Annotated in this window: 17 protein-coding genes and 2 pseudogenes; 11 read left to right on the plus strand and 8 right to left on the minus strand. The window is 59.5% G+C overall.

Annotated elements, in window-relative coordinates:
• Positions 1-125 precede the first annotated feature (125 nt).
• A complete protein-coding gene (locus tag M5G26_RS23840) occupies positions 126-395 on the plus strand; it encodes an AbrB/MazE/SpoVT family DNA-binding domain-containing protein (protein WP_008077592.1) in 270 nt (89 codons plus the stop codon).
• A complete protein-coding gene (locus tag M5G26_RS23845; protein WP_077570482.1) occupies positions 395-757 on the plus strand; it encodes a type II toxin-antitoxin system PemK/MazF family toxin in 363 nt (120 codons plus the stop codon). Before M5G26_RS23840 ends, M5G26_RS23845 begins: the two co-directional genes overlap by 1 nt.
• Positions 758-763: 6 nt before the next feature.
• On the opposite strand, the gene selO is transcribed toward M5G26_RS23845, so the two are convergent.
• From selO to M5G26_RS29630, 5 genes and pseudogenes are all read right to left on the minus strand, one after another.
• Positions 764-2,227, minus strand: coding sequence for a protein adenylyltransferase SelO (gene selO, locus M5G26_RS23850; RefSeq protein ID WP_273916638.1), 1,464 nt, complete (start codon positions 2,225-2,227; stop codon positions 764-766).
• A 48-nt stretch (positions 2,228-2,275) separates the two neighbouring features.
• Positions 2,276-5,629, minus strand: a complete 3,354-nt coding sequence (gene mscK, locus M5G26_RS23855) for a mechanosensitive channel MscK (RefSeq protein ID WP_273916639.1) — start codon at positions 5,627-5,629, stop codon at positions 2,276-2,278.
• Positions 5,630-5,663: 34 nt separating this feature from the next.
• Complete coding sequence (locus M5G26_RS23860) at positions 5,664-7,406, minus strand: potassium/proton antiporter (RefSeq protein WP_134175896.1); 1,743 nt, start codon at positions 7,404-7,406, stop codon at positions 5,664-5,666.
• A 324-nt stretch (positions 7,407-7,730) separates the two neighbouring features.
• The gene (locus M5G26_RS29625; protein WP_371042268.1) at positions 7,731-8,603 is read right to left on the minus strand and encodes a methyl-accepting chemotaxis protein; all 873 of its coding nucleotides are present in this window, start codon (positions 8,601-8,603) and stop codon (positions 7,731-7,733) included.
• 30 nt (positions 8,604-8,633) lie between these two features.
• Positions 8,634-9,425 (minus strand): annotated as a pseudogene (locus M5G26_RS29630) (MCP four helix bundle domain-containing protein); the annotation flags it as partial.
• Between the two features lie 210 nt (positions 9,426-9,635).
• Between M5G26_RS29630 and M5G26_RS23870 the strand changes: the two are divergent.
• The 4 genes and pseudogenes from M5G26_RS23870 to M5G26_RS29640 all read left to right on the plus strand — a co-directional run bounded on the left by M5G26_RS23870 (position 9,636) and on the right by M5G26_RS29640 (position 12,202).
• A complete protein-coding gene (locus M5G26_RS23870) occupies positions 9,636-9,866 on the plus strand; it encodes a hypothetical protein (protein ID WP_007909525.1) in 231 nt (76 codons plus the stop codon).
• On the plus strand, positions 9,863-10,165 hold the full coding sequence (locus M5G26_RS23875; protein WP_273916640.1) for a cell division protein ZapA: 303 nt from the start codon (positions 9,863-9,865) through the stop codon (positions 10,163-10,165). The genes M5G26_RS23870 and M5G26_RS23875 overlap by 4 nt, the downstream gene beginning before the upstream one ends.
• 144 nt (positions 10,166-10,309) lie before the next feature.
• A pseudogene (locus M5G26_RS29635) lies at positions 10,310-11,335 on the plus strand (cache domain-containing protein); the annotation flags it as partial.
• A gap of 135 nt (positions 11,336-11,470) precedes the next feature.
• Positions 11,471-12,202 (plus strand): methyl-accepting chemotaxis protein, encoded by a 732-nt coding sequence (locus M5G26_RS29640; RefSeq protein WP_371929254.1) that lies wholly within the window; start codon positions 11,471-11,473, stop codon positions 12,200-12,202.
• Between the two features lie 216 nt (positions 12,203-12,418).
• On the opposite strand, the gene M5G26_RS23885 is transcribed toward M5G26_RS29640, so the two are convergent.
• Complete coding sequence (locus tag M5G26_RS23885; RefSeq protein WP_273916642.1) at positions 12,419-14,221, minus strand: acyl-CoA dehydrogenase; 1,803 nt, start codon at positions 14,219-14,221, stop codon at positions 12,419-12,421.
• Positions 14,222-14,522: 301 nt separating this feature from the next.
• The gene (gene putA, locus M5G26_RS23890; RefSeq protein WP_150692995.1) at positions 14,523-18,476 is read right to left on the minus strand and encodes a trifunctional transcriptional regulator/proline dehydrogenase/L-glutamate gamma-semialdehyde dehydrogenase; all 3,954 of its coding nucleotides are present in this window, start codon (positions 18,474-18,476) and stop codon (positions 14,523-14,525) included.
• Positions 18,477-18,934: 458 nt separating this feature from the next.
• Here putA and putP point away from each other — a divergent pair, with 458 nt between their 5' ends.
• From putP to M5G26_RS23910, 4 genes are all read left to right on the plus strand, one after another.
• Positions 18,935-20,419, plus strand: coding sequence for a sodium/proline symporter PutP (putP, locus tag M5G26_RS23895; RefSeq protein ID WP_134175892.1), 1,485 nt, complete (start codon positions 18,935-18,937; stop codon positions 20,417-20,419).
• A gap of 352 nt (positions 20,420-20,771) precedes the next feature.
• Positions 20,772-22,787, plus strand: coding sequence for a type VI secretion system Vgr family protein (locus M5G26_RS23900; RefSeq protein WP_273916643.1), 2,016 nt, complete (start codon positions 20,772-20,774; stop codon positions 22,785-22,787).
• The gene (locus tag M5G26_RS23905; RefSeq protein ID WP_273916644.1) at positions 22,777-23,490 is read left to right on the plus strand and encodes a DUF4123 domain-containing protein; all 714 of its coding nucleotides are present in this window, start codon (positions 22,777-22,779) and stop codon (positions 23,488-23,490) included. The genes M5G26_RS23900 and M5G26_RS23905 overlap by 11 nt, the downstream gene beginning before the upstream one ends.
• 334 nt (positions 23,491-23,824) lie before the next feature.
• Positions 23,825-24,145: a hypothetical protein gene (locus tag M5G26_RS23910; protein ID WP_134175889.1), complete on the plus strand. Its 321-nt coding sequence runs from the start codon at positions 23,825-23,827 to the stop codon at positions 24,143-24,145.
• A 122-nt stretch (positions 24,146-24,267) separates the two neighbouring features.
• Here M5G26_RS23910 and M5G26_RS23915 read toward each other — a convergent pair whose 3' ends face one another.
• Complete coding sequence (locus M5G26_RS23915; protein ID WP_128616444.1) at positions 24,268-24,681, minus strand: hypothetical protein; 414 nt, start codon at positions 24,679-24,681, stop codon at positions 24,268-24,270.
• A 424-nt stretch (positions 24,682-25,105) separates the two neighbouring features.
• Between M5G26_RS23915 and M5G26_RS23920 the strand changes: the two genes are divergently transcribed.
• On the plus strand, positions 25,106-25,945 hold the full coding sequence (locus tag M5G26_RS23920; protein ID WP_007915674.1) for a 23S rRNA (adenine(2030)-N(6))-methyltransferase RlmJ: 840 nt from the start codon (positions 25,106-25,108) through the stop codon (positions 25,943-25,945).
• Positions 25,946-26,127 lie beyond the last annotated feature (182 nt).

The following is a 26,127-nucleotide window of genomic DNA, read 5'->3' on the forward strand; positions in this document are numbered from 1 at the left end:
GTCTGAAGACCCATTCGGCGTTTTACGCTTGTCGTGAGGAGATCGCTTTGTCTTTATCTGCGTGCTACTTTTGTTGCACTAATCCAGGAATCGATGATTCCTATGCATCAAATCGGAGCGACATAATGTCCGTAACTTCCAAGATACGCCGCCAAGGCGGCGCTGCCGTCATTACGATTCCGCCCACGCTTTTAAAGTTGTTGCATCTGGAGGTTGGTGCACAGCTAGAGCTGAATGTGGTCGATGGCGAACTGATTGCTCGCCCAGCCGTAGCCGCTACGCGTAAGCGTTATAGCTTGTCAGAGCTACTCGAAGGCGCAGAAGAACTGCAGAAACTTAACGCCCAGACTAGCGAGACTCTTGAAGGTGATTCTGTCGGCCGGGAGCTGGGTTGATGGTGCGCCGACAGCCCCCTCAGCGGGGTGACGTTTACTGGATTGATCCAAACCCAGTGGCGGGGCGGGAGATGATGAACAGACATCGCTTTGTGGTGATTACGCCCAGAGAGATCAACGCATTGGGCGTGAGCATGACGGTGCCTGTTACTAGCGGTGGGAATTTCAGCCGGAATTTGGGTTTGGCGGTGGCCATTACTGGCCACGAAACCAATGGTGTAGCGGTATGTAATCAGGTTCGGAGTTTTGACATCGAACAACGGGTACGAGACGGCACGGCCAAATTCATCGAGCGACTGGATGACGTGACAATGTCTGACATTGTCGACCGTGTAATCAGTGCAATCGATCCGCTAAGCTGAAACGCCTCAGGAAGAACAACTGATCTCCAAATGCTTGCCCCACTCCGGCGGCCGCTCGGCATAAGCCTCCATCCCCGGCTGCTCCTCAAACGGTTTGCTCAACACCGTGTGCAGCCGGCGCACCTCTGAGTAATCCCCTTGCTCAGCCGCATCGATAGCTTTTTGCGCCAGGTAATTGCGCAGGATGTATAGCGGATTGACCGCATGCATGCGGGTGCGGCGTTGTTCCTGATCGGCTTCGCCATCGCGGGCAACCCGTGCGACGTAGCGTTCACCCCAGGCATCGAACCCCTTGATGTCGACGAAGTCATCACGCAATCGGGCGACGGCCTGTTCGGCTGATTCTTCACCGAGTCGGCGGAAGAACAGCGTGTAGTCGACGCCGCTGTTCTGCATCAGTTGCAACAGGTCTTCCAGCAGCTTCTGGTCATCGACTTCGGCCGTGGTGAAACCGAGGCGCCGGCGCATCAGGTCGAGGTAGTGCGCCTGAAACAGCGGCAGATACAAGCTGAGGGTTTCGCGCAGGGCTTCAACACTGATGAACGGCGTCAACGCTTGAGCCAATGCACTGAGGTTCCACTGGCCCACCGGCACCTGATTGCTGAACGAGTAGCGACCCTGATCATCGGAGTGGTTGCAGATGAAGTTGGCGTCGAAATCGTCGAGAAAAGCGAACGGGCCGAAGTCGAAGGTGATGCCGAGGATCGACATGTTGTCGGTGTTCATCACGCCGTGACAGAAGCCATAGGCCTGCCACTTGGCGATCAGTTCGGCGTTGCGCTCGACGATCTCGCGGAACATCGCCAGATACGGTTCCGGCTGTTCCAGGCACTCAGGAAAATGCATCGCCAGAACGTGTTCGCCGAGCTGCTTCTGCTGCTCGGGGCGCTTGGTGTAATAGAAGTATTCGAAGTGGCCGAAGCGGATGTGGCTCGGCGCCAGACGCAGCACCATCGCTGCGCGTTCCTGCTTTTCACGCCAGACCGGGGTGTCGGAGCCGATCACACAAGCCGCGCGCGACGAAGGAATGTTCAACGCGTACAACGCTTCGGAAGCAAGGAATTCGCGGATCGACGAACGCAGCACCGCACGGCCATCACCCATGCGCGAAAACGGCGTCTGCCCGGCGCCCTTGAGGTGCAAGTCCCAATGCTCGCCGGCAGTGTTGTAGACCTCGCCGAGCAGCAAGCCCCGACCGTCACCAAGTTGCGGCGTGTAGCCACCGAACTGATGCCCGGAGTAGACCATCGCCCGTGGTTCGGCATCGGCCCACAGCTTGTGGCCGCCGAACAGTTCGGCAAATTCTTCGGTTTCGGCGGTCGCCGGCTCGAGATCCAGCAAGGCCAGGGCCGCCGGGCTGGCGACGACCAGACGCGGGTTGTCGATCGGCTCGGGCAGCACGTGGGCGGAGAACGCGTCGCCCAGGCGGGCGAAGCGATTGTCGAAGGTCAGTTCGTCGAGGGCTTTCAAGGGCCGGCTCCAGCAGAATGTCCGAGCATTCTGCTGGGATCAGACCGGTTAGTCGAGTTTGGCCGGTGGCGGCTCTTGCAGTGGTTTCTGATCGTCGGCGATCGGCACGATGGTTTTCGTTTCCGGCTCGATCGGCACCATCTTGTATTCCTGACCGTGAAGGTTCTTCAGGTAGACCTCCATCTGGCGGAACGAGATGTTGATGTGCTGCTTCTTGAACTCGCGGTTGATGAAGCGGTTGACCTCATCGAGCACCGGGTTGCGGTCACCGAGGTCGCGCACGTGCATGCGCAACTCGTGGTCGAGGGTGCTTTCGCCGAAGTTGAGGAAGTACACGTGCGGCTCTGGCTCCTTGAGCACGCGCGGGTTCTCGCGGGCAGCCTTGAGCAGCAGTTCCTTGACCAGATCCAGATCCGAGCCGTAATCGACACCGAGCTTCAGCGTGACGCGGGTGATGGTGTCGGTCAGTGACCAGTTGATCAGTTGCCCGGTGATGAACGTCTTGTTCGGGACAATGATGTCCTTGCGGTCGAAGTCGGTAATGGTCGTGGCGCGGATGCGGATCTTGCTCACCGTGCCCGACAGGTTGCCGATGGTGATGGTGTCACCGATCCGCACCGGGCGTTCGAAGAGGATCATGATGCCGGAGATGAAGTTTGCAAAAATCTCCTGCATGCCGAAACCTAGGCCGACCGACAGCGCCGCCACCAGCCATTGCAACTTGTCCCAGCTGACGCCGAGGGTCGACAGGGTGGAGACGAAACCGACGCCGGCGATCACGTACGACAGCAACGTGGTGGTCGCGTAGGCACTGCCCTGGGCCAGATTGAGCTTGGACAGCACAAACACTTCCAGCAGGCCGGGCAAGTTGCGCGCGAGGGCGAAGGTGATGCCGATGATGATCAGCGCGCCGAGCATGTCGCCGATGCTGATCGGCACCATGCTCATGTTGGCGCCGGTGCCGCTGGTGTATTCGTAAAGGGTGATGTTGTCGAGGTACGAGAACACCGAAATCAGGTCCGACCAGACCCAGTACAGCGCCGCGATGAACCCGCCGAGCAAGGCCAGACGGATCAGGCGCAGGGACTGTTCGTTGACCTTTTCGATGTCCAGCGTCGGCTCTTCAATCACCGCCTCGCCATCGCCGGCCTCCTTCGCTGCCTGACGTTTGGCCAGGGCGCGCTGGTAGGCCAGGCGTCGTGCGGCAACGCTCAGTCCGCGGACGAACGTGGCCTCGATCACCAGCCAGAACATCAGCAGGTACAGGGTGTTGATCAGACGGTCGCTGAGTTTCAGCGCGGTGTAGTAGTAGCCGAAGCACACCGCAACGAACAGGGCGATCGGCAGCAGGGTGAACATCACGCCAACGGCTTTGCGGAACAGTGAGGCGTTTTCGTGGGCCGGGCTGCTGATCAGCAGGCGACTGAGCAGCCAGGCCATCAACGCGTAGCAGGTCAGCACTACCGGCATGCCGAGCACATCGTCGGCCAGTGCGGCCGGTTGCAGTTCGGCCACGGCGACAATGGTCACCAGCGCCATGACCACCAGACCGAGTCGACGGATCCAGCCTTGGAGGAATTCGACCTGCGGTTTTTCCCAGCGGAAGTGCAATTCGGCCACCCCACCCGGGGCGAGAATCCGGTAAGCGGTGTAGAACACCAGCCACGCCTGACCCATTTGCAGCAGCGCTGCGCCCATATTGGTGTTTTGCCCGCGAGCGTCGATCTGCAACGCCAGACCGCACAGCGCCAGACCTAATGCGACCGGCATTGCCAGCAGGATATTGATCAGGATCGCCTGCGGCGTGTGCCACTGGCTGTCACGTTTGAAGTGGCCGATGTCCTGGTGAACCTTGTTTAACCGCGCGTACAGATTTTTGCGCCGCCACAACAAGGCCCCGATCAACAGCGCCAGCGGCAGGAACAGCAGCGGACGCTGGGTCAGGCCGTCGGTCAGCTCGCTGAGGCTGGAGGCCCACGGCAGGGTGTCGACCTGGCGTTTCAGGCGCTCCGGCACCGCGCGCATCCATTCCAGATCCAGCGGCTTGTTGCTGGGAATCCAGAACATCTGCTCATCGAGCGTCGCACGCAGACCTTGCGCGGTGCTCAGCAGTTGTTTCTGGTTGAGCTGCAGGGTGATCGACTCGTTGAGCATGGCGCTCAGTTCGCGATTCAGCCGCTCCAGCAGGTCGGCGCGGGTGTTGGCCAGCTCCAGCAGGTTTTTGCGCAATTGCGGGGTGACCTGCTCCGGCGGCTGAGTGGCCAGCAGGTTGTCGACATAGGCGGCCGGATTACTCAGTTGCTCACGCTGCTGGCTGACGTCGAATTGCCACAGGCGAATGTCGGCGATCTGATCCGCCAGATCGCGGTCGACCTTGAGCCGCGGCAGGGCTTGTTTCTGCTTATAGAGAATCTTCGACAGCAACAGGCTGCCCTTGAGCACGCTGATCTGCTCGTCCAGCGCTGAATCACTCTGGGTCAGACTGTCGAGCTGTTGTTTGGTCTGCAGATTCTGCTGGGTGACTTCGTTGAGGCGGTCGGTGCTTTTGAGCAGGTAGTCGGAGAGCTTGAGGTTCGCCGTGCTTTCGATGGCCAGCAGACTGCTGCTACCGGCCTTCTGCGCCTCGATCGACTGCTGCGTCACGGTTTCCTGCGACTGCGCCAGACGTTTCTGGTTGATCAGGGTTTGCAGTTCCTGGATCTCGCGGTCGAGGCGCTCGGACTTTTCCGAGAGCAAGTCGTGCTGAGCATTGCCCAGATCCTGCAACTGACTGTTGCCGGCCAGTTCCTGACGACGCAGTGGAATCAGCGCATTCAGTGCCGCCAGTTCGGCGTTCAACTGATCGCGCTGCTCGGCGGTGACAGTTTTACCCGCGTCCTTGCCGGATTTGAGGATGTTGTTGATCTGCTGAATGCGCGTCTGGCTGGCGGAAATTTCCGCTTGCGCGCGCTCGGGGCGAGTCTGCGCGGTGATGATCAAGCTGTTGGCGTCGGCCAGGGCTTTTTGCAGGTCACTTTGCTGAGTCGAGCGATCGGTGAGGATCTGCTCCAGTTGCTGAATCGACTCCTTGGGAAAACGCTGCGCCACCGGTACCACCGCGTTGGCTTTGAGGCGGGCCAGCTCGCGGGTGTTTTCAATGGTCTGCTTGGGTGCAGTCGCCAGTTGTTGCTTGAGATCGATGAGCTTCTGCTCGTAATCACGCTGATTGTTCAGCTGATTGAGCGTGTTCTGCAGGACGGTTTGCAGGGCCTTCTTATCGGCATCCGGCAGTTTGCTATCGGCCAGTTTGTCGAGGCTGGCCTGCACGGCGTCGCTGGACGGTGGTTCGGCGGCGTACAGCGGGCCGACAGTAAGACTCAGGCCCAGCAGGGCCGCGGCGAAAAAGGAGCGCAGGGTAGGCATAGAGACCGGTCAAGCAAGTGAGAGTGGACGCAGTTTAGAGGAAGAGTCCGGGGCCCGGGCGACTTCCTTCGGGGAATCTGACGCCCACTTTGCCGATCTTGTTCCCGTCCATGACCGCAACCGTCCAGTGGGTGTTGTTCCACTCCACCTGGTCACCGACGATGGGCGCACCACCGACTTTCTGGGCGATGAAGGCGCCCAGGGTCATGTCCGGATCGATACCCTCGACCGGCAGGCCATAGAGTGCGGCAACCGCTTTAAGCTGGGCGTCTCCTTCGAGCACAAAGTCGCCGAAGAAACGCAGATCGAGGCCACGTTGCGGCGCCTGGCTGAACAGTTTTCCGAGGGCGCCGAGGTTGTGTTCATGGCCGATAACACACAGTAAATCATCGACTTCCAGCACCGTACTACCCGACGGATGGAGCAGTTGCTGGCCACGAAACAGAGCTGCGATACGTGTGCCTTCGGGCATTTTCAGTTCGCGCAGGGGCGAACCGATGCACCATTTCTCCGCGCCGAGCTTGTAAACGAACAGCTCCCACTCGCTGGTGACGTGGACTTCCAGCGCCGCTCGGGAAATCGGCGCGGGCTCTGGCGGTACCGTCACTTTCAGCAGTTTGGCGACCCACGGCAGGCTCGTACCCTGCACCAGCAGCGACACCAGCACGATGAAGAACGCGAGGTTGAAGTACAGCTGCGCATTCGGCAGCCCGGCCATCAGCGGGAACACCGCGAGAATGATCGGTACCGCGCCGCGCAGGCCGACCCAGGAAATAAAGGCTTTTTCGCGCCCGTGGAAGGCTTTGAACGGCAGCAGACCGACCATCACCGACAGTGGCCGCGCAAACAGAATCATCCACAGCGCCAGGCCGAGAGCAGGCAGGGCGATCGGCAGCAAATCGTGCGGCGTCACCAGCAGGCCGAGCACCAGGAACATGCCGATCTGCGCCAGCCACGCCATGCCGTCGAGCATATGCAGAATGCCGTGACGGCTGCGCACCGGACGGTTGCCGATGACCAGACCGCACAGGTAAACGGCGAGGAAGCCGCTGCCGTGCAGGGCGTTGGTCAGGGCGAACACCACCAGACCGCCAGCGATCACCAGAATCGGATACAGGCCGGCGGCCAGATTGATCCGGTTGACCAGTTGCAACATCAGCCAGCCGCCACCGAGACCGATCACGCCGCCGATGCCGAACTCGCGGATCAGATGGGTCAACAGGCTCCAGTGCAGGCCGGTCTGGCCGCTGGCGAGCATGTCGATCAGGGTCACGGTGAGAAACACCGCCATCGGGTCGTTGCTGCCGGATTCGATTTCCAGGGTGGCGGTGACCCGTTCGTTCAGGCCTTTGCCGCCAAGCAGCGAGAACACCGCTGCGGCGTCGGTTGAGCCAACGATGGCGCCGATCAGCAGGCCTTGAATCAGATTGAGGTCGAACAGCCATGCCGCTGCCATGCCGGTCAGGCCAGTGGTAATCAACACACCAACCGTGGCCAGCGATAGCGCCGGCCATAACGCCACGCGGAAACTCGACACCCGCGTACGCAAGCCGCCGTCGAGGAGGATCACCGCCAGTGCGAGGTTGCCGACCAGATAGGCGGTCGGGTAGTTGTCGAAAATGATCCCGCCGCCATCGACCCCGGCGGCCATGCCGACCGCGAGAATAATGACCAGAATCGGAATGCCGAGACGGGAGGAGAGAGAACTGACGAGAATGCTTGCGCCTACCAGCAACGCGCCGATCAAGAACAGGCTGTTGATGGTCGTCGCATTCAAAGGCAGTACTCCAGAAGCGTAAAGACGGGCACAAACTGACCATGCAGTCTGCGTGCCAGCGATTCTAACCTGTTGAAATGTGATGCTGTCAAAAAGGTTTTTACGCTGGCGTGTTCGGGATTTTGGTTCGGCTGAAGATTGCAGCCCTCACCCTAGCCCTCTCCCAGAGGGAGAGGGAACTGATCGCGGTGTTTGTGCGAGGTACATCGACCTGAAAATTCTGAGTCGAACTCAGGTTTGAAAAGCACCAAGATCTGCTCCCTTTCCCCCTCTCCCTCTGGGAGAGGGCTGGGGTGAGGGCGCTTTTGATCTTGATTTACTGAATTACAGGCTGAACCGCCCAACCATGTTGTTCAGGTCCAGCGCCAGACGCGACAGTTCATTACTCGCCGCACTCGTCTGATTCGCGCCCGTCGCCGATTGCACTGACAAATCACGAATGTTCACCAGATTGCGATCCACTTCCCGCGCCACTTGCGCCTGCTCTTCGGCGGCGCTGGCGATCACCAGGTTGCGCTCGTTGATCTCGACGATGGCGGTGTTGATGGTGTCCAGCGACATACCCGCACCACGGGCGATGTTCAGGGTCGACTCGGCACGTTCGGTGCTGTTGCGCATCGAATCCACGGCGTGTTCGGTGCCGCTCTGAATGCTGCCGATCATCCGTTCGATTTCGCTGGTCGACTGCTGAGTGCGGTGCGCCAGGGCACGTACTTCATCCGCCACCACGGCAAAACCACGACCCGCTTCACCGGCACGTGCCGCTTCAATCGCCGCGTTCAGTGCCAGCAGGTTGGTCTGATCGGCCAGGCCACGAATCACGTCGAGCACCTTGCCGATGTCACGGGATTCATTGGCCAGATCGCCGATCAGGCTGGCAGTGCTCTGCACATCCGCACTCATGCGTTCGATCGCGCTGACGGTTTCTTGCACCAGGTCACGACCGTCGCCAGCCGAAGTGGTGGCGTTCTTCGAGGCTTCCGAAGTGCTCACGGCGTTGCGGGCGACTTCTTCTACGGCGCTGGTCATTTCGTTGACCGCAGTGGCCGCTTGTTCGATCTCGTTGTTCTGCTGGGTCAGGCCGCGCGCGCTTTCGTCGGTGACGCTGTTCAACTCTTCAGCCGCTGAAGCCAGCTGAGTGGCCGAGCCGGAAATGCGTTGCAGGGTGTCACGCAGCTTCGATTGCATCTTCGCCATGGCTGCGAGCAGGCGACCGGCCTCGTCTTCACCGTCAACATGGATCGGCTGGGTCAGGTTGCCTTCGGCGATGGTTTCCGCAGCGTCCAGTGCTTTGGAAATTGGTTTAGTGATGCTCACCGTCAGCAGCCAGGCGAACAGGAAGGTCAGACCAGTGGCGATCACCAGCAGGGTCACCACCAGATCAAACGCCGAAGAGTACTGATCGGCCGCTTGCTGATTGGTCTCGCTGATCTGCTCGCCGTTGATCTGCATCAGACGGTTGAGGACCGTGTTCACCGCTTCGGAGTTGTTCAGCAGTTCGGTATTGAGCAAGGTGCGCAGCTCATCCACCTGATTGTTGCGCGACAGGCTTTTCATGCGGTCTTCGATCTGGCGGTACTGGCCGAGCAACTGCACGTACTGGTCATAGGCAGCACGCTCTTCGGGGCTGCCGATCAGCGGCTCGTAATCGCTCTGGGCCTTGCGGATCTGCTGGTTACGCATGTCCAGCAGCTCAACGGTTTTCTGTTGCACGTCTGGCTCGCGGTTGACCAGCAAGCGGTACGACAGCACGCGCAGGCGCAGGGTCAACTGGGTGAACTCGTCGAGGTTCTTGATGCTCGGTACGCTGGTGGACGAGATGTTCTCGGCTGCACCGCGGATTTTGCTCATCTGATTCAGGGCGAACACACCCAGAATCAGCATCAGGCCGCCGATCAGGGCGAAGCCGGTAAACGCCCGTGGGGCGATATTCATATTGCGAAGGGACATGGGGCGGATACCAAGAGAGGGCCGCATCCATGCGGGCTGAGACTGCTGTATGGATGACTTATCGGTCATACGACTAAAGTCTTGAGGCACTGTGCTTATTTGTCGCAGAAGGGCTCGGGCGACGAAGTGCAGGAACCAGATCGGCAGATCACAGTCTTTAAAACTCGCGAGAACGGTCGGCCACCAGGAAAATCAAGGCTTTGCGCCGGTTTAACCCTGGCATCCGTGATGACTTTTCTTTATCGTACGCGCCCTTTGAAAAACGCTTGGAAGATCAAAATGTTGGAAGCATCCCTCAGCCAATTGGAACAGCTCGTCAGCGACCTGGTGCAACAGAACCAGACCCTCGCGCAAACCAACCAGACCCTGTCCACGGAACTGGCCCAGGCCAAGGATGAAAACGAAAGCCTGCAACTGAACCTGATGGAGCAGGAAGAAAAGCACGGCGCCACCGCGGCCCGCATTCAAGCCCTGGTTGATCGCGTCAATGCAGGTCCTGTCAGCGCATGAACCACCACACAGCAGGGGTAAAAGTCGTCTCCATTCTCGGGGAGGACTATTCGATCAAGGCACCGGCCGGGGAAGAACAGGCCCTGCTGGACGCGGCCATGATGCTCAAGGCAGCGCTGGACGACACCAAGCGCAAATACCCGACACTGATCGGTGACCGCTTGCTGGTGCTGGCGGCGATGAATCTGTGCTCGCAGCAGATCGAAATGAAGAAGCAACACCAGGAAGAACTCGACCGTTACCAAGAGCAAGTCAGCGCCACGGTCGACACTATTGCCAAGACCATTAACCAGGGTTGATGGAGCTGCGCACAACCAAAGAATAGATTGTCGACTGGGTTGTATACAATCGGCACGGCTGTTGCATTGTCTCGGCCACTTATTCTTTGGGGGTGCTCCATGCAGTTGTGGCGACGCAGTATTCAATGGCAGCTGATTCTCAGCATGGGCACCGCCCTGCTGGTCAGTATCCTGATCGTGGTTGGCATTTATACCCTGGTGGTCAACCGCCTCGCCCAGAGCTATCTGGTCGAACAAGCACTGCCGTCGAGCATCGAAGCGACGCGCAACGATATCGAACGGATCCTTGTGCAACCGCTGACAGCGGCCAAGGATATTGCCAGTAATACGATGGTCCGCGACTGGCTCGCCTCAGGCGAAGACAGCAGCAAAACGGCTGGCTTCGCGCAGTATCTGGAAGGCATCCGCGCCGAACATAAAGCTTTCACCGCTTTGATCATCGGCACCGAATCCAATCATTACATCACCGAAAAAGGCTTGGATCGCACCCTCAGTCGCTCCAAACCGGCTGACGCGTGGTTCTATTCCTTCCTCGACAGCAATCAGCCGCGCACTCTCAATATCGACAACGACGGCGCCACCGGAGAACTGGCGCTGTTCATCGATTTGAAGGTCGAGCAGGCCGGTAAAGTGGTCGGTGTGGCTGGGCTCGGTTTGAGCATGAAAGAGCTGTCGGAGCTGATTCACAACTTCAGCTTTGGTGAGCGCGGCAAGGTCTATCTCGTGCGTTCCGATGGTTTGATCCAGGTGCATCCCGAAGCGCAGTTCAGCGGCAAACGCACCTTGAGCGAGCAGATTGGCGGCAATGCGGCGCAGTCCGTCATGGGCCAGAAAACGGCGATCAGCAGCAGCTTCCAGAGGGATGGCGAAGACTTCCTCGCCTTCAGCCTGCCGTTGCGCGATTTGGGCTGGACTCTGGTGGCAGAAGTGCCGCAGTCGCAGATCTACGCCGAAGCCCGTAAAGCGATGTGGATGAGCGGCGGTATCGGTCTGGCCGTAGCGCTGGTGTGCCTCGCTTTGGTGGTGTGGCTGGCGCAAGGGCTGGTGCGACCGATTCGTCAGGTAACAGCGGCGCTGGTAGCAATCGGTAGCGGCGGTGGAGATTTGACCCACCGGTTAGATTCCAGTCGCGCCGACGAGCTGGGCGATCTCGCCCGAGGCTTCAATCGTTTCCTCGACAGCCAGCGCGGGATGATCGCTGAAGTGCTGACCACCAGCGAGCGTCTGCGTACGGCCGTGGGGCAGGTGGCGAAAGTGGTGGATAACACCGCTGAACGTTCTGGCCGTCAGCAGGAAATGACCGACATGGTCGCGACCGCCGTTCACGAAATGGGCCTGACCGTGCAGGAGATTGCGCAGAACGCCGGTAACGCGGCACTGGCCTCGCAGACCGCGCGGGATGAAGCGATGCAGGCGCGGGAAGTGGTCGGTGGCTCGATCAAGCATATTGAAAGCATGTCCGATGAAATTGGCGTAGCGGCTGGCGCGGTGGGGGAGCTGGCGCATCAAGTCGCGTCGATCGATTCGGTGTTGGCGGTGATTCGCGGGGTGTCCGAGCAGACCAACCTGTTGGCGCTCAACGCAGCGATTGAAGCGGCGCGCGCCGGCGATATGGGGCGCGGCTTTGCGGTTGTTGCTGATGAAGTGCGTACTTTGGCGCGCAGGACGCAAGCGTCCACCGACGAAATCCAGCAGATGATTGGCAGCCTCAAGCAAGGTGCGGAAAACGCCGTGTCGTCGATGCGCACGGGGCAGGCCGCAACTGGCACCGGGGTTGAATCGAGCCAGCGCACCGGGGCATCGTTGACGGCGATTACCGGTCAGGTCGAGCGCATCAGCGATATGAATCATCAGGTGGCGACGGCGACGGAAGAGCAGTCGGCGGTGACGGAAGAGATCAACCGCAACGTGCAGGGCATTTCCGATCTGGCGCGGGCGACGGCGGGGGAGGTTCGGGCGTGTCGTGAGGATTGTCAGATGTTGCAGAAGCTGGCGGATGATCTGGCGCGGCAGATGGGTGGGTTCAAGTTGAGCTGAGTGCTGAAGCAGAAAAGCCCCTCACCCTAGCCCTCCCGAAACGTCGGACCGCCCGTAGGGAGAGGGGACTGACCGTGGGATGCTTGAGTAGTACGCCGACCTGGGAGTGCAGTACCGAATCCATAATCGACGCTGTTTTTCCGGTCGATGTATAGCGTCAGACACCTCGGTCGGCCCCCTCTCCCTCGGGGAGAGGGCTGGGGTGAGGGTAGGCTTTCAGAACCACGCATCCTGCATCGCCAGGCACGTATCATCCCGCGCTTCCAGCAACGCCAGTTCATGGTGACAACCCGGCACTTCCCACGTCAGAAAATACCGCGCTGCCTGCAGCTTGCCCTTATAGAAGTCAGCATCCGCCAAATTGCCCTTGGCCAACCCTTCCTCAGCACGAATCGCCTGCTCCAGCCAGCGCCAGCCAATCACCGTGTGCCCGAACACCTTCAGGTACAACGCCGAATTCGCCAGGCTGCTATTGACCTTGCCCTGTGCCAGATCGGTCAACAAACCGATGGTCACCGTTTGCAGGCGCGCCACCAGTTTCTCTAAAGGCTCACGCAACGCGGTCAGCGATTCGTATGCCGTTGCGCGCTCAGCCGTGTTGGCGATCAGTCGAATCAATTGCTTCAGCCCCGCGCCGCCGTTCTGCGCCAATTTACGCCCGAGCAAGTCCAGCGATTGAATGCCATGGGTGCCTTCATGAATCGGGTTCAAGCGGTTATCGCGGTAATACTGCTCCACCGGGTATTCGCGGGTATAACCGTGGCCGCCAAGAATCTGAATCGCCAGTTCGTTGGCCTTGAGGCAGAACTCCGATGGCCAGGATTTGACGATCGGTGTTAGTAAATCCAATAGCTCATGCGCCTGTTTGCGCTCGGCTTCGGACTCAAGCGTCGTGGTGTCATCGAACAGGCGAGCGGCGTACAGGCCGAGGTCAAATGCACCTTCGACGTAGGATTTTTGCGTCAACAGCATACGTCTGACATCGGCGTGCTGAATGATCGCCACCGGCGCCGTCGTCGGATCCTTGCTGTCCGGCACGCGACCCTGTGGCCGCTCGCGGGCGTACTCCAGCGAGTACAGATAACCGGCATAACCGAGCATCACCGCGCCCATGCCGACGCCGATCCGTGCTTCGTTCATCATCTGGAACATATAGCTCAGGCCATGATGCGGCTTGCCCACCAGATAGCCGACACACTCGCCGTTATCGCCGAAGTTCAGCGCTGTGGAGGTGGTGCCGCGCCAGCCCATCTTGTGAAACAGCCCGGCCAGCAGTACGTCATTACGCTTACCGAGGCTGCCGTCATCGTTGACCAGAAACTTCGGCACGATAAACAGCGAAATGCCTTTGACCCCCGGCGGCGCGTCGGGCAGTTTGGCCAGAACCATGTGCACGATGTTTTCCGAGAGCGGGTGATCGCCGCCGGAAATGAAGATCTTGTTGCCCTTGAGGCGATAGGTGCCGTCGGAAGCCGGCTCGGCGCGCGTACGAATATCCGACAGCGATGAACCGGCATGCGGTTCGGTCAGCGCCATGGTGCCGAAGAAGCGCCCGTCGATCATAGGCTGCAGAAAGCGCTGTTTCTGTTCTTCGCTACCGAAGCTTTCAATCAGATTCGCCGCGCCCATGGTCAGGAACGGATACGAAGTCGACGCAGCGTTGGCCGACTGAAAATGCGCGAAGCAGGCTTGCGACAGCAGTGTAGGAAGCTGCATGCCGCCGGCGTCGAAACTTCTCGCGGCGTTGAGGAATCCGGCTTCAAGGAAGGCATCCACCGCTGGTTTCACTTCAGGAATCAGAATCGCCTGACCGTCTTCGTAGCGCGGCTCGTTCTCGTCGCCCTTGCGGTTGTGCGGCGCAAAGTACTTTTCGGCGATGTTGCGCGCGGTGCCGATGGCGGCGTCGAAGGTCTCGCGGTTGTGCTCGGCAAAGCGCTCACGCCGGGTCAGGCCCTCGGCATCAAGGACTTCATACAGCTCGAAAGCCAGATTGCGGGAACTGAGCAGCGTCTCGGACATGGCGGCCTACCTGAAATTGGGGTTGGGCCGAGTCTAGGCGTGCTGATAAAGGCTGAACAGGATGATTGATAAGCGTGATACAGAAGCAAAAGATCGCAGCCTTCGGCAGATCCTACAGAGATCGGTGTAGGAGCTGCCGAAGGCTGCGATCTTTTGATCTTTTGTAGGAGTGAGCCTGCTCGCGATAGCGGTTTATCAGCCAGAGTAAATGTGTCTGACAGACCGCTATCGCGAGCAGGCTCGCTCCCACAGGGGAATTGCAATCCAGGCGACCGTTGCGGTCGCCTGGAGTTACAGCGGTTTAGCCGATAGTCATCAAGCTCGCGTTACCACCTGCCGCAGCAGTGTTAACACTCAACGCCCGCTCAATCACCAGACGCTCCAGCGCAATGTTGGTCTCGCCCTGGGACAAGCCCTGAACCCCAACGATCGCGCCGGCACGCTTGGCAATCTGCTGGCAAACGCCGCGCAACTGGTCGGAATGGCCGTGATGCAGAACCGCATCGAACACCACCTCATCCTTGTTCCAGTCGGCAACCAGCTTGATCCGCGCCTGAATCTCCTTCGGCAGGCGTGCGAACAGTGCCTTGCTGATGTCGGACTCCGGCCATACCGCCGAACCGCCTACGGCCAATACCGCAGCCAGTTGCGTCAGCAGATCACCTTCGACTTCCGCCAGGCACAGCACGTGCTCACGCGGCAGGATCGCGTAGCTGTTCTTCTCGCCAGTCGGGCCGGCCAGCACACGGGTGATGCCGCTTTGCGATTGCGCAGCGTATTGCACGCACAGGGTGCTCAGGTCGGCGAACTTGTTGCTGTCAGCCCAGGCTTTCAGCGCGTTCAGCGGTTTGCTCATGGCGTCGCGCAGTCGAACGTCCGGGGCGACAACGGCATCACCGCGAGCGAAGGATTGTTCGATGGCATCCGTAGGACGTGTCGCCAGCAAACGGTACAGATACAGAGGGCCACCGGCTTTCGGACCGGTACCCGACAGGCCTTCGCCGCCGAATGGCTGCACGCCGACCACAGCACCAACGATGTTGCGGTTAACGTAGACGTTGCCGGCGTTGACGTTGTCGATCACCTTGGCGATGGTTTCGTCGATCCGGGTGTGCACGCCCAGCGTCAGGCCATAACCGGAAGCGTTGATCTGGCCGATCAGTTGATCGATCTCTTTGCGCTTGTAGCGCACCACGTGCAGCACCGGCCCGAAGATCTCGCGTTGCAGCTCGTCGAAGCTTTCCAGCTCGATCAGCGTCGGCATGACGAAGGTGCCGCGTTTGACTTCTTCGGTGTCGGCAATCGCCACTTGGTAGACGTTGCGACCTTTGTCGCGCATGCCCTGGATGTGCTTGTCGATGCCAGCCTTGGCTTCGGCGTCGATTACCGGGCCGATGTCCACGGACAGGCGTTCCGGATTGCCGAGACGGCTTTCCGCCATCGCGCCTTTGAGCATTTCGATGACGCGATCGGCGGAATCTTCCTGCAGGCACAGTACCCGCAGTGCCGAGCAACGTTGACCAGCGCTGTCGAACGCCGAGGACACTACGTCGATGACGACCTGTTCGGTCAGCGCCGAGGAGTCGACGATCATCGCGTTCTGGCCGCCGGTTTCGGCGATCAGTGGAATCGGACGGCCCTGGCTGTCGAGACGGCCAGCGATGTTGCGTTGCAGCAGACGCGCGACTTCGGTGGAACCGGTGAACATCACGCCTTTGACGCGCTCATCGCCAACCAGACCGGCGCCGACGGTTTCGCCGCGACCCGGCAGTAGTTGCAGCACGCCTTCCGGGATGCCGGCTTCGAGCATCAGGCGCACCGCTTGAGCAGCCACCAGCGGAGTTTGCTCGGCAGGCTTGGCCAATACCGGGTTACCGGCAGCCAATGCCGCAGCGACTTGACCGCTGAAGATCGCCAGCGGGAAGTTCCACGGGCTGATGCACACCACCGGACCCAGTGGGCGATGGGCGTCATTGCTGAAATCGTTGCGCGCCTGCACTGCGTAATAACGCAGGAAGTCGACGGCTTCACGGACTTCAGCGATGGCGTTGGCGAAGGTCTTGCCGGCTTCGCGAGCCAGCAGGCCCATCAGCGGCTGAATCTCGCCTTCCATCAAGTCAGCGGCACGTTCCAGAATCGCCGCGCGTTCGGCCGGCGGGGTGGCCTGCCAGATCGGCGCAGCGTTCAGTGCGCATTGAATGGCGTTGTCGACGTCTTCAACGGTGGCTTCCTGAACATGACCGACCACATCACGGTGGTCCGACGGGTTCAGAACGGCTGCCGGCGTTTCGTTGCTGGAAGCGCAGCCGAGCATCGGCGCGGCTTTCCAGTCGTTGTGTGCAGTGGCGAGCAAAGCGCAGGACAGCGAAGCCAGACGATGTTCGTTGGCCATATCGATGCCGCTGGAGTTGGCGCGTTCGGCACCGTACAGGTCACGCGGCAGCGGAATGCGCGGGTGCGGCAGGCCGAAACCACCTTCCACGGTCGCCATCTGCTCGATCTGCGCCACTGGATCGGCGACCAATTCCTGAATCGAAATCGACTGGTCGGCGATGCGGTTGACGAACGAAGTGTTCGCGCCGTTTTCCAGCAAGCGACGTACGAGGTACGCCAGCAGGGTTTCGTGAGTACCGACCGGAGCGTACACGCGGCACGGACGATTCAGCTTGCCTTCGGAAACTTTGCCTACAACCTGCTCGTACAACGGTTCGCCCATGCCGTGCAGGCACTGGAATTCGTACTGGCCGGGGTAATAGTTCTGACCGGCGATGTGGTAAATGGCCGACAGCGTGTGGGCGTTGTGCGTGGCGAACTGCGGGTAGATGACTTCCGGCACCGACAGCAGTTTGCGTGCGCAAGCGATGTAGGAAACGTCGGTGTACACCTTGCGGGTATAGACCGGATAGCCTTCCAGGCCTTCGACCTGGGCGCGCTTGATTTCGCTGTCCCAGTACGCGCCCTTCACCAGACGGATCATCAGGCGATGACGGCTGCGGCGAGCAAGATCGATCACGTAGTCGATCACGTACGGGCAACGCTTCTGGTAAGCCTGGATGACGAAACCGATGCCGTTCCAGCCAGTCAGTTGCGGCTCGAAGCACAGGCGCTCCAGCAGATCCAGCGACAGTTCGAGACGGTCGGCTTCTTCGGCGTCGATGTTCAGGCCGATGTCGTATTGCTTGGCCAGCAGGGTCAGCGACAGCAGGCGCGGGTACAACTCATCCATCACGCGTTCGTACTGCGCACGGCTGTAACGCGGGTGCAGTGCCGACAACTTGATGGAGATGCCCGGGCCTTCATAAATCCCACGGCCGTGGGAGGCTTTGCCGATCGAGTGAATGGCTTGTTCGTACGACGCCAGGTACTTCTGCGCGTCGTGTTCGGTCAGTGCCGCTTCACCGAGCATGTCGTAGGAATAACGGAAGCCCTTGGCTTCGAACTTGCTCGCGTTGGCCAGCGCTTCGGCGATGGTTTCGCCGGTGACGAACTGCTCGCCCATCAGGCGCATGGCCATGTCGACGCCCTTGCGGATCATCGGCTCGCCGCTCTTGCCGATGATGCGGCTCAGCGACGACGTCAGGCCGGCTTCGTTGTGCGTCGAGACCAGTTTGCCGGTCAGCAGCAGGCCCCAAGTGGCCGCGTTGACGAACAGCGAAGGGCTGTTGCCCAGGTGCGGATGCCAGTTGCCGGTGCTGATCTTGTCGCGGATCAGTGCATCGCGGGTGCCTTTGTCCGGGATACGCAGCAGCGCTTCGGCCAGGCACATCAGTGCTACGCCTTCCTGGGACGACAGGGAAAATTCCTGCAGCAGACCCTGAACAATGCCTGCACGACCGCCGGCACTTTTCTGGTTACGCAGTTTTTCCGCGATGGAAGCGGCGAGCTTATTGGTGGCTTCAGCCATCGCGACCGGCAGGCGAGCCTGCTCGATCAGCATCGGCACCACTTCCGGCTCAGGGCGGCGGTAAGCGGCGGTGATCGATGCGCGCAGTACGGACTGCGGCAGGATGCTTTCGGCGAATTCGAGGAAGCATTGGTGCGCGTGATCGGTGTGGACTTCGCCCGCCTCATCGGCGTCCTTGGCGGTCAAACCGTTCAGCTCGGTCAGGGTTGCACCACCCTCGAGTTTCTCCAGGTAATTGAAAATTGCCTGCTTGATCAGCCAGTGCGGTGTGCGATCAATCGAGGTCGCGGCCGCCTTCAGGCGTTCGCGGGTCGGGTCATCGAGTTTGACCCCAAGGGTGGTGGTAGCCATATTTTTATCCTCATGGTTGCCACAGTTGCGTGGCATCAGCTGGCCGCAAGATTAGCCGTGCGCTGAAAGAGGTGCAACCGGGTGCAACCCTTTTTTTGTCGGAATAACAGGCAGCTCGTCAGGAATTATTTTCTGGTACGAAAGTGCTGCTCCTGCTTGGTGCTTTTGCTTCTAGCAAAGGGCCATGACTGCCACAAAAGGGAGCAAAAACGGGGTGATCGTCGATAAATCCGACTAGGTGCAACTAATTCTCACGAAACTGGTTGCACCTTATTTGATTTGTTGCATAGCATTCGCGCCCAAGGTGCAACCGGGATTAACCCGGTGTACCGGCTGATGGCTTTCCTGGGGAAACATCAGTCCTAAATGCGCGGGATCCCGGATCGTCTGCCAAACGTCGTCGTTTGCGTGCGGTTCACCACCGCCGCTACATAAAAACAAAGCCAGGGCGTAACTCAATGAGCGTAAGCAATCCAACCCTGATCACGTTCGTGATCTACATCGCAGCAATGGTGCTGATCGGCTTGATGGCCTATCGCTCCACCAACAACCTTTCTGACTATATTCTCGGCGGTCGCAGCCTCGGCAGCGTCGTCACCGCGCTGTCCGCCGGTGCGTCCGACATGAGTGGCTGGTTGTTGATGGGCCTGCCGGGCGCCATCTATATGTCCGGTCTGTCCGAAAGCTGGATCGCCATCGGTCTGGTCATCGGTGCCTACCTGAACTGGCTGTTCGTTGCCGGCCGTCTGCGCGTGCAGACCGAGCACAACGGCGACGCCCTGACCCTGCCGGATTACTTCGCCAGCCGTTTTGAAGATAAAAGCGGTCTGCTGCGGATCATTTCGGCGATCGTGATTCTGGTGTTCTTCACCATCTACTGCGCTTCCGGCATCGTGGCCGGTGCCCGTCTGTTCGAAAGCACCTTCGGCATGTCCTACGAGACGGCGCTGTGGGCCGGTGCTGCGGCGACGATTGCTTACACCTTTATTGGTGGTTTCCTCGCGGTGAGCTGGACCGACACCGTACAAGCCACGCTGATGATTTTCGCGCTGATCCTCACGCCGATCATCGTCCTGCTGGCTACTGGTGGCGTCGATACCACGTTCCTGGCGATCGAGGCGCAAGATCCGAGCAACTTCGACATGCTCAAAGGCACCACCTTCATCGGCATTATCTCGCTGATGGGCTGGGGTCTGGGCTACTTCGGTCAGCCGCACATCCTCGCGCGTTTCATGGCGGCGGATTCGGTTAAGTCGATCGCCAAGGCGCGTCGCATTTCCATGACCTGGATGATCCTGTGCCTGGGCGGCACCGTGGCGGTGGGCTTCTTCGGTATCGCGTACTTCTCGGCGCACCCGGAAGTTGCCGGTCCCGTGACCGAGAACCACGAACGCGTGTTCATCGAACTGGCCAAACTGCTGTTCAACCCATGGATCGCCGGTGTGCTGTTGTCGGCCATTCTGGCTGCTGTGATGAGCACCCTGAGCTGCCAGTTGCTGGTGTGCTCGAGCGCCCTGACCGAAGACTTCTACAAAACCTTCCTGCGTAAATCCGCTTCTCAGGTTGAACTGGTCTGGGTCGGCCGCGCCATGGTGCTGTTGGTTGCACTGATCGCGATCGCCTTGGCGGCCAACCCGGAAAACCGCGTACTGGGTCTGGTGTCCTACGCTTGGGCCGGTTTCGGTGCTGCGTTCGGTCCGGTTGTGCTGATCTCGGTTATCTGGAAAGAAATGACCCGCGACGGCGCACTGGCCGGTATTCTGGTCGGCGCGATCACCGTGGTGGTCTGGAAGCATTTCGAACTGCTGGGTCTGTACGAAATCATCCCGGGCTTCATCTTCGCCAGCCTGGCCATCTACATCGTCAGCAAGATGGGCGAGCCGACCAGAGGCATGGTGCAGCGCTTCGAAGCGGCGGAAAAAGATTTCCACCTGAACAAGTGATTGTTCTGAGCTGAGGCTCACCCGAAAACGGCCCGTTTCCTACAGGATACGGGCCGTTTTTTTGTGCCTGTGATTTCTTGCCGACGCTGAAGAAACCTGTGGGAGCTGGCTTGCCAGCGATGAGGGCGGCACATTCAGAACATTCAGTAACTGACACATCGCTATCGCTGGCAAGCCAGCTCCCACAGGGTTCTATGGATGACTTGAGGGATTTGTCTGTAGTTGAAAGCGCCGCTTTTTGCAGGTTTTTTCGGCAAAAAAAGTAGGGCAAATCTGATTTTCTCGTCACCCATTCACCACCCCTTGCCCCTCATGCAGAATCGCCCGCCCTCACACTGCAGAGAGACATCGGATGTTCGCGCCTGCCAATCAACCGCGTTTCACGTTGACCCTCGAAGGCGCCCAACATGACCTCAAAGTCCTTGAGTTCACGGGCAAGGAAGCCATCAGTCAACCCTTTCGTTTCGAGCTGGAACTGGTCAGTGAACGACCGGATCTGGATCTCGAAAGCCTGCTGCATTGTCAGGCGTTTCTGAATCTGGATGCTCAGGGTTCCGGTATCCACGGTCAGATTTATCAGGTCGGGCAGGGAGATTCGGGGAAACGTCTGACGCGCTATCACTTAAGCCTCGTGCCACGTCTGACGTATCTGGGACACCGCATCAATCAGCGGATTTTCCAGCATCAGAGCGTGCCGCAAATTGTTGCGCAGGTGCTTAAGGATCACGCGATCCTTCGTGATGCTTTCGATTTCCGGTTAGGCAGTGAATACCCGGTTCGTGAGTATTGCGTGCAGTACGCCGAGAGCGATCTGGCGTTTATTCAGCGCCTGTGTGCCGAGGTGGGCATTCATTACCACTTTCAGCACAGCCCGCAAGGTCACCTATTGGTGTTCGGCGATGACCAGACCGTGTTCCCGCGTCTCGCCGAGCCAACGGTTTATCTGCCGGGCAGCGGCATGTCCGCAGGCACCCCGGCAGTCCAGCGTTTCAATGTTCGCGTGGAAACCCGCACCAGCGTGGTCACTCGGCGCGACTACAACTTCGAAAAGCCCCGTCTGCACCTGCAAAGTCGTGTCGACGGCGAGCAGCGCCCAGTGCTCGAGGACTATCACTTCCCTGGCCAATTCAACGATCGTGAAACCGGCAAGCATCTCGCCCAGCGGGCACTTGAGCGACATGTCGCCGATTACCGTCAGGCCGAAGGCATCAGCGACGAATCCGCACTGGTTTGCGGACATTTCCTGCAACTGACCGAGCATCCACGCCACGACTGGAATGACCTGTGGCTGCTGACCGCCGTTGAACACCATGGCCGCCAGCCGCAAGTGCTGGAGGAGTCGGTAACCAGCGATGGCGAGGGATTTCAGGGGTACCGTAATAGCTTTCTCGCCACGCCGTGGGACGTGTTTTTCCGCCCGGCGCTGGGGCCGGAAAAACCACGCATGCTCGGTTACCAACCGGGCGTTGTGACCGGGCCGAAAGACACGGAAATCCACTGCGACGAGTACGGTCGGGTCAAGGTGCAGTTGGCTTGGGATCGCGACGGTGAATTGAACGAACACTCGAGCTGCTGGCTGCGCGTTGCCACTAACTGGGCGCACGACCGTTACGGCAGCGTGTTGATCCCGCGAGTCGGCATGGAAGTGCTGGTCGGCTTCATCGATGCCGACGCCGACAAACCCCTGGTCGTGGGCTGCCTGCCCAACGCCGCGACCCCGATCCCGCTGGACCTGCCGGCGGACAAGACCCGCAGCATTTTCCGCAGTCAGAGCAGCCCCGGCGGGGGCGGCTACAACGAACTGCGCATCGAGGATCGCAAAGGCGCCGAGGAAATCTACCTGCGCGCCCAGCGCAACTGGACGCAGCATGTGTTGCACGATCAACAAGTGCAGGTCGATAACCAGCGCAGCATCGTCGTCACCGGCACCGCCCGCCATGAGTTGAAGGCTGATGAGCAGCGCATCACGCACGGCCAGCGCCAGACCGAAGTTAAGCAGGACGATCATCTGAGCGTGATCGGTGACCGGCATATTCGCGTGAGCAATCAGGCGATCAGCGCCAGTGGGCAATTCCACGTCAGCGCCGGTCAGCAAGTGGTCATTGACGGTGGCGCGAGTGCGACGATTCAGGCCGGTGGGCAGTGGATCAACATCGGCCCGGGTGGGATTTTCAGCAGCGTGCCGATTGTTGTAGGTGGTGCGCCGATGGCAGCGATGAGTGCCGCGCCGGTTGTACCGGGATTGCCGGAGAAACTCGCCGCCGCGCCGGCTGCCATGCTCACCGCTGCACAAATCATGAGTTTCAAGGGTGATGCGCCATTCTGCGAAGAGTGCGAGCGTTGCAAGGACGGTCTCTGTGCAGCCTGATTTTCTTTTGCCTGCCGATTGGTTGGCGCGGGAGCCGTTGAAAGCATCCGAGCAATTGTTCGCGGTATTCAGCAATGCCAGCGAGGCGAAGCCGCTCAAGGGTTGGCCAGACATGGCGAGTCCGATCTGGGCCGAGACGATCTATGCCGAGTGGGATGCGGTGATGCCCTACGTGGGAATTGTCGCTACTGACAGTGAGTTTCTGCATTGGGTCACCACCACCGAGTCGCGGGATTGGGGTTGGCTGGCGGTGTCTTCGGCGAGCCTTGAAGAGGTGGTGGCGCACTTTCGCAGCCTGACCCAAGTGCTGATGCCTGGCGGGAAAGCGGTGTTTTTTCGTTTTTGGGACGGGCGGTTTCTGTTGCCGATTCTTCAGGCCGATGAGGTGGATGCGGCACAACTGTTTCCGCTGATCGGGCGTTGTTTGATCAATGGGCAGGCGTTGGATATCGGTGGCAGGGCGCTGGTATCGGGGCGGGTATTCCCGTGGTGGCAGGTGCCGGAGTCGGTGCTGGCGCAGCAGGGCAATGAGGTTCGAACGGCCAATGCGTTGCAGTGGTTGAGCGAGGAATATCCGGCAGTTTTCGAGGCCTTCCCCGTGGCGGTTTTGCGTTGCAAGGTGAGGCGGTTTTTTCAGGTTTCTATGTCGGAAGAATCGTCGCAATCGGCGTTGCTGGCGTTTTTACTGGCAGAGTCGGAGTGAGTTTTCGGGGCGAAGGTCTCGGACGATTCCTTCGAGTCGCGGCGGTTTTGATGAACTGGTGGGCGGTGGGTTGCAGGGATAGTCTTTTCGTTGTCACTGCGAGAGTGGTGACAGGGTGTAGGAACCCTTGGAATTTACCGTGCACCAGCCCTGTTGTCTGATTGCGGCACCTAACGTGTGTCCGTGACGTCTTTAGCGGCGGCTGTGCGCGGGAACGCTTCGGCGTAGCTGAGTTTTTGGCTGGTTCCTCAGTTTCCTACTCTCGCGTACGGCTGCCACCCAAACCTGTAGGAAGGTCATTGGTAGCCTCATTTAATCAGTTGAGGTGCAAAATATGACAACGCTTGAACCGGCTCCACCCTACGAAAAGATCATCCCCCATCCCGACAATCGCTTCATGGCACTTACCGGCAATTGCAGCGACATGCCGACCCTGTTCATCGACACCCACGTGCCCCTCGACATCCTCATGGACGCCGCCAACCATCGCCTGCGCGCTGTGATCCAGGTGCTGGAAAACATGTGCATGCGCGGCTCGGTCGAATGCGACTCCGTCATCCTCAGCGACTTCGCCCTGCTCTGTGTGATTCCTCTGCGTGACGGCTGTGATGTGCTTGATGTCATCGGCAGGCGCCTGCGCAGCATGCCCGCCTGAAAAAGATCAAAAGATCGTCCGAACGCGGCCCGAGCCTGCGGCAGCTCCTACACGGGACTGGCGTTCGCCCTGTAGGAGCTGCCGAAGGCTGCGATCTTTTGACGTTAAAGGAAATCAGTTAGTCAGTCAGGGATGTACGCATCCTGAGAGTTGATAAAGCTGTTGAACGCATCGGAGTTGTAGACCTTCATGCACCCAAAAAACACTACTTTTTCATTCGAGTATTTGCTGTTTGAAGGTGTCTGCTCGTAAGCCGCCAACACGTAGTTTCGGGTTTCTTTGTAGGGATCGTGCAGCACTTGCAGCGTGTCTTCATTTTGCAGGATGGAATGCATGCCTTTGCCCATGAAGGAATAGGCATTGGCGGACAGTGCAATGTCTTTTTCCAGCAAGGAGTGTTCGTTGAATGGCTTTAGGATGCAGTGGCTCAGGCCGTAGTTCTTTAGTGTCTGGCGTGCCTGTTCAATGTGGGTTTCGTCGGCAAGGGCGAGGTATGGGCTAAGCAGGCTGAATAAGCAGATGATCAGATATCGCATGAGTTTTTGACTTCCTGTCGTTCATGGTTAGACAGTTTAACGCCATAAAAGCAAAGCCCCTCACCCTAACCCTCTCCCAGAGGGAGAGGGGACTGACCGAGTTGTATGGGTGAGGTACGCCGACCTGCGACTTCAGCGGTGAACTTCGCTTTGCCAAGCCTGGATGGTGGTGTTCTTTCGGGGGACTGACCGAGTTGTCTGGCTGATCTACGCCGACCTGCGACTTCCGCGCTTATCTTCGCTTGGCCAAACCTGAGATCACGCTGATCTTTCAGGTCGATGTAACTCGCAAGATCACCACCGTCAGTCCCCTCTCCCTCGGGGAGAGGGCTAGGGTGAGGGAAAGGCTTTTGCCCGCTCAGCCGCCAACCCCTGACTTGCCGCGCGGTAAAAGGTAAACTTTGCGCCCTTCGCAGGAGCAGCCATGAATTATCGTCACGCCTTCCATGCCGGCAATCACGCCGACGTGTTCAAACACCTGACCTTGACCCGCCTCATCGCCCTGATGTCGCGCAAGGAGCAGCCGTTTGCCTATCTCGACACGCATGCCGGCATCGGTCTGTATGACTTGCAGGGCGATCAGGCCAATCGTACCGGTGAATATCTGGAAGGCATCGCGCGCTTGTGGGATCAGCCGGATCTGCCGGCGCTGACCGCCGACTACATGAAGGTGCTGCACGAGATGAACCCGGATGGCCAGTTGCGCTACTACCCGGGTTCGCCGGAGCTGGCGCGGCGCCTGACCCGCCCGCAGGATCGGGTGATGCTCAACGAGAAGCACCCGGAAGACGGCGTGCTGCTCAAGGACAACATGGCCGGTGATCGACGAGTGAAAGTTCATCTTGGCGAGGGCTGGCACGTCGCGCGGGCGATGTTGCCGGTGCAGGAGAAACGCGCGGTGATGCTGATTGATCCGCCGTTCGAGCAGCTCGACGAGATGCAGCGTTGCGCTGCGTCGTTGAAAGAGGCGATTGGCCGCATGCGCCAAACCGTGGCGGCGATCTGGTATCCGGTGAAGGATCAGCGTGCGTTGCGTCGTTTCTATCAGGATCTGGCCGGCACCGGTGCGCCGAAGTTGCTGCGTGTGGAGCTGCTGGTGCACCCGCTGGATACGCCGAACAGTCTGAACGGCTCGGGCATGGCGATTGCCAATCCGCCGTGGGGGCTGGAGGAAGAATTGCGTGAGTTGCTGCCGTGGTTGTCGAAGAAGCTGGGGCAGACCCAGGGTGGCTGGCAGATGGATTGGTTGATTGCCGAGAGCTGATCAACGGCAAGATCAAAAGATCGCAGCCTGCGGCAGCTCCTACAGCGATCGTTCCCACGCTCTGCGTGGGAATGCCTCAATGGACGCTCTGCGTCCGCTGTTGGGACGCGGAGCGTCCCGGGCTGCATTCCCACGCAGAGCGTGGGAACGATCAGTCGGCGGGGTTAGTTGCCTGCCAGACT

The sequence above is a fragment of the Pseudomonas sp. TNT2022 ID642 genome (assembly GCF_028656995.1).
Classification (GTDB): domain Bacteria; phylum Pseudomonadota; class Gammaproteobacteria; order Pseudomonadales; family Pseudomonadaceae; genus Aquipseudomonas.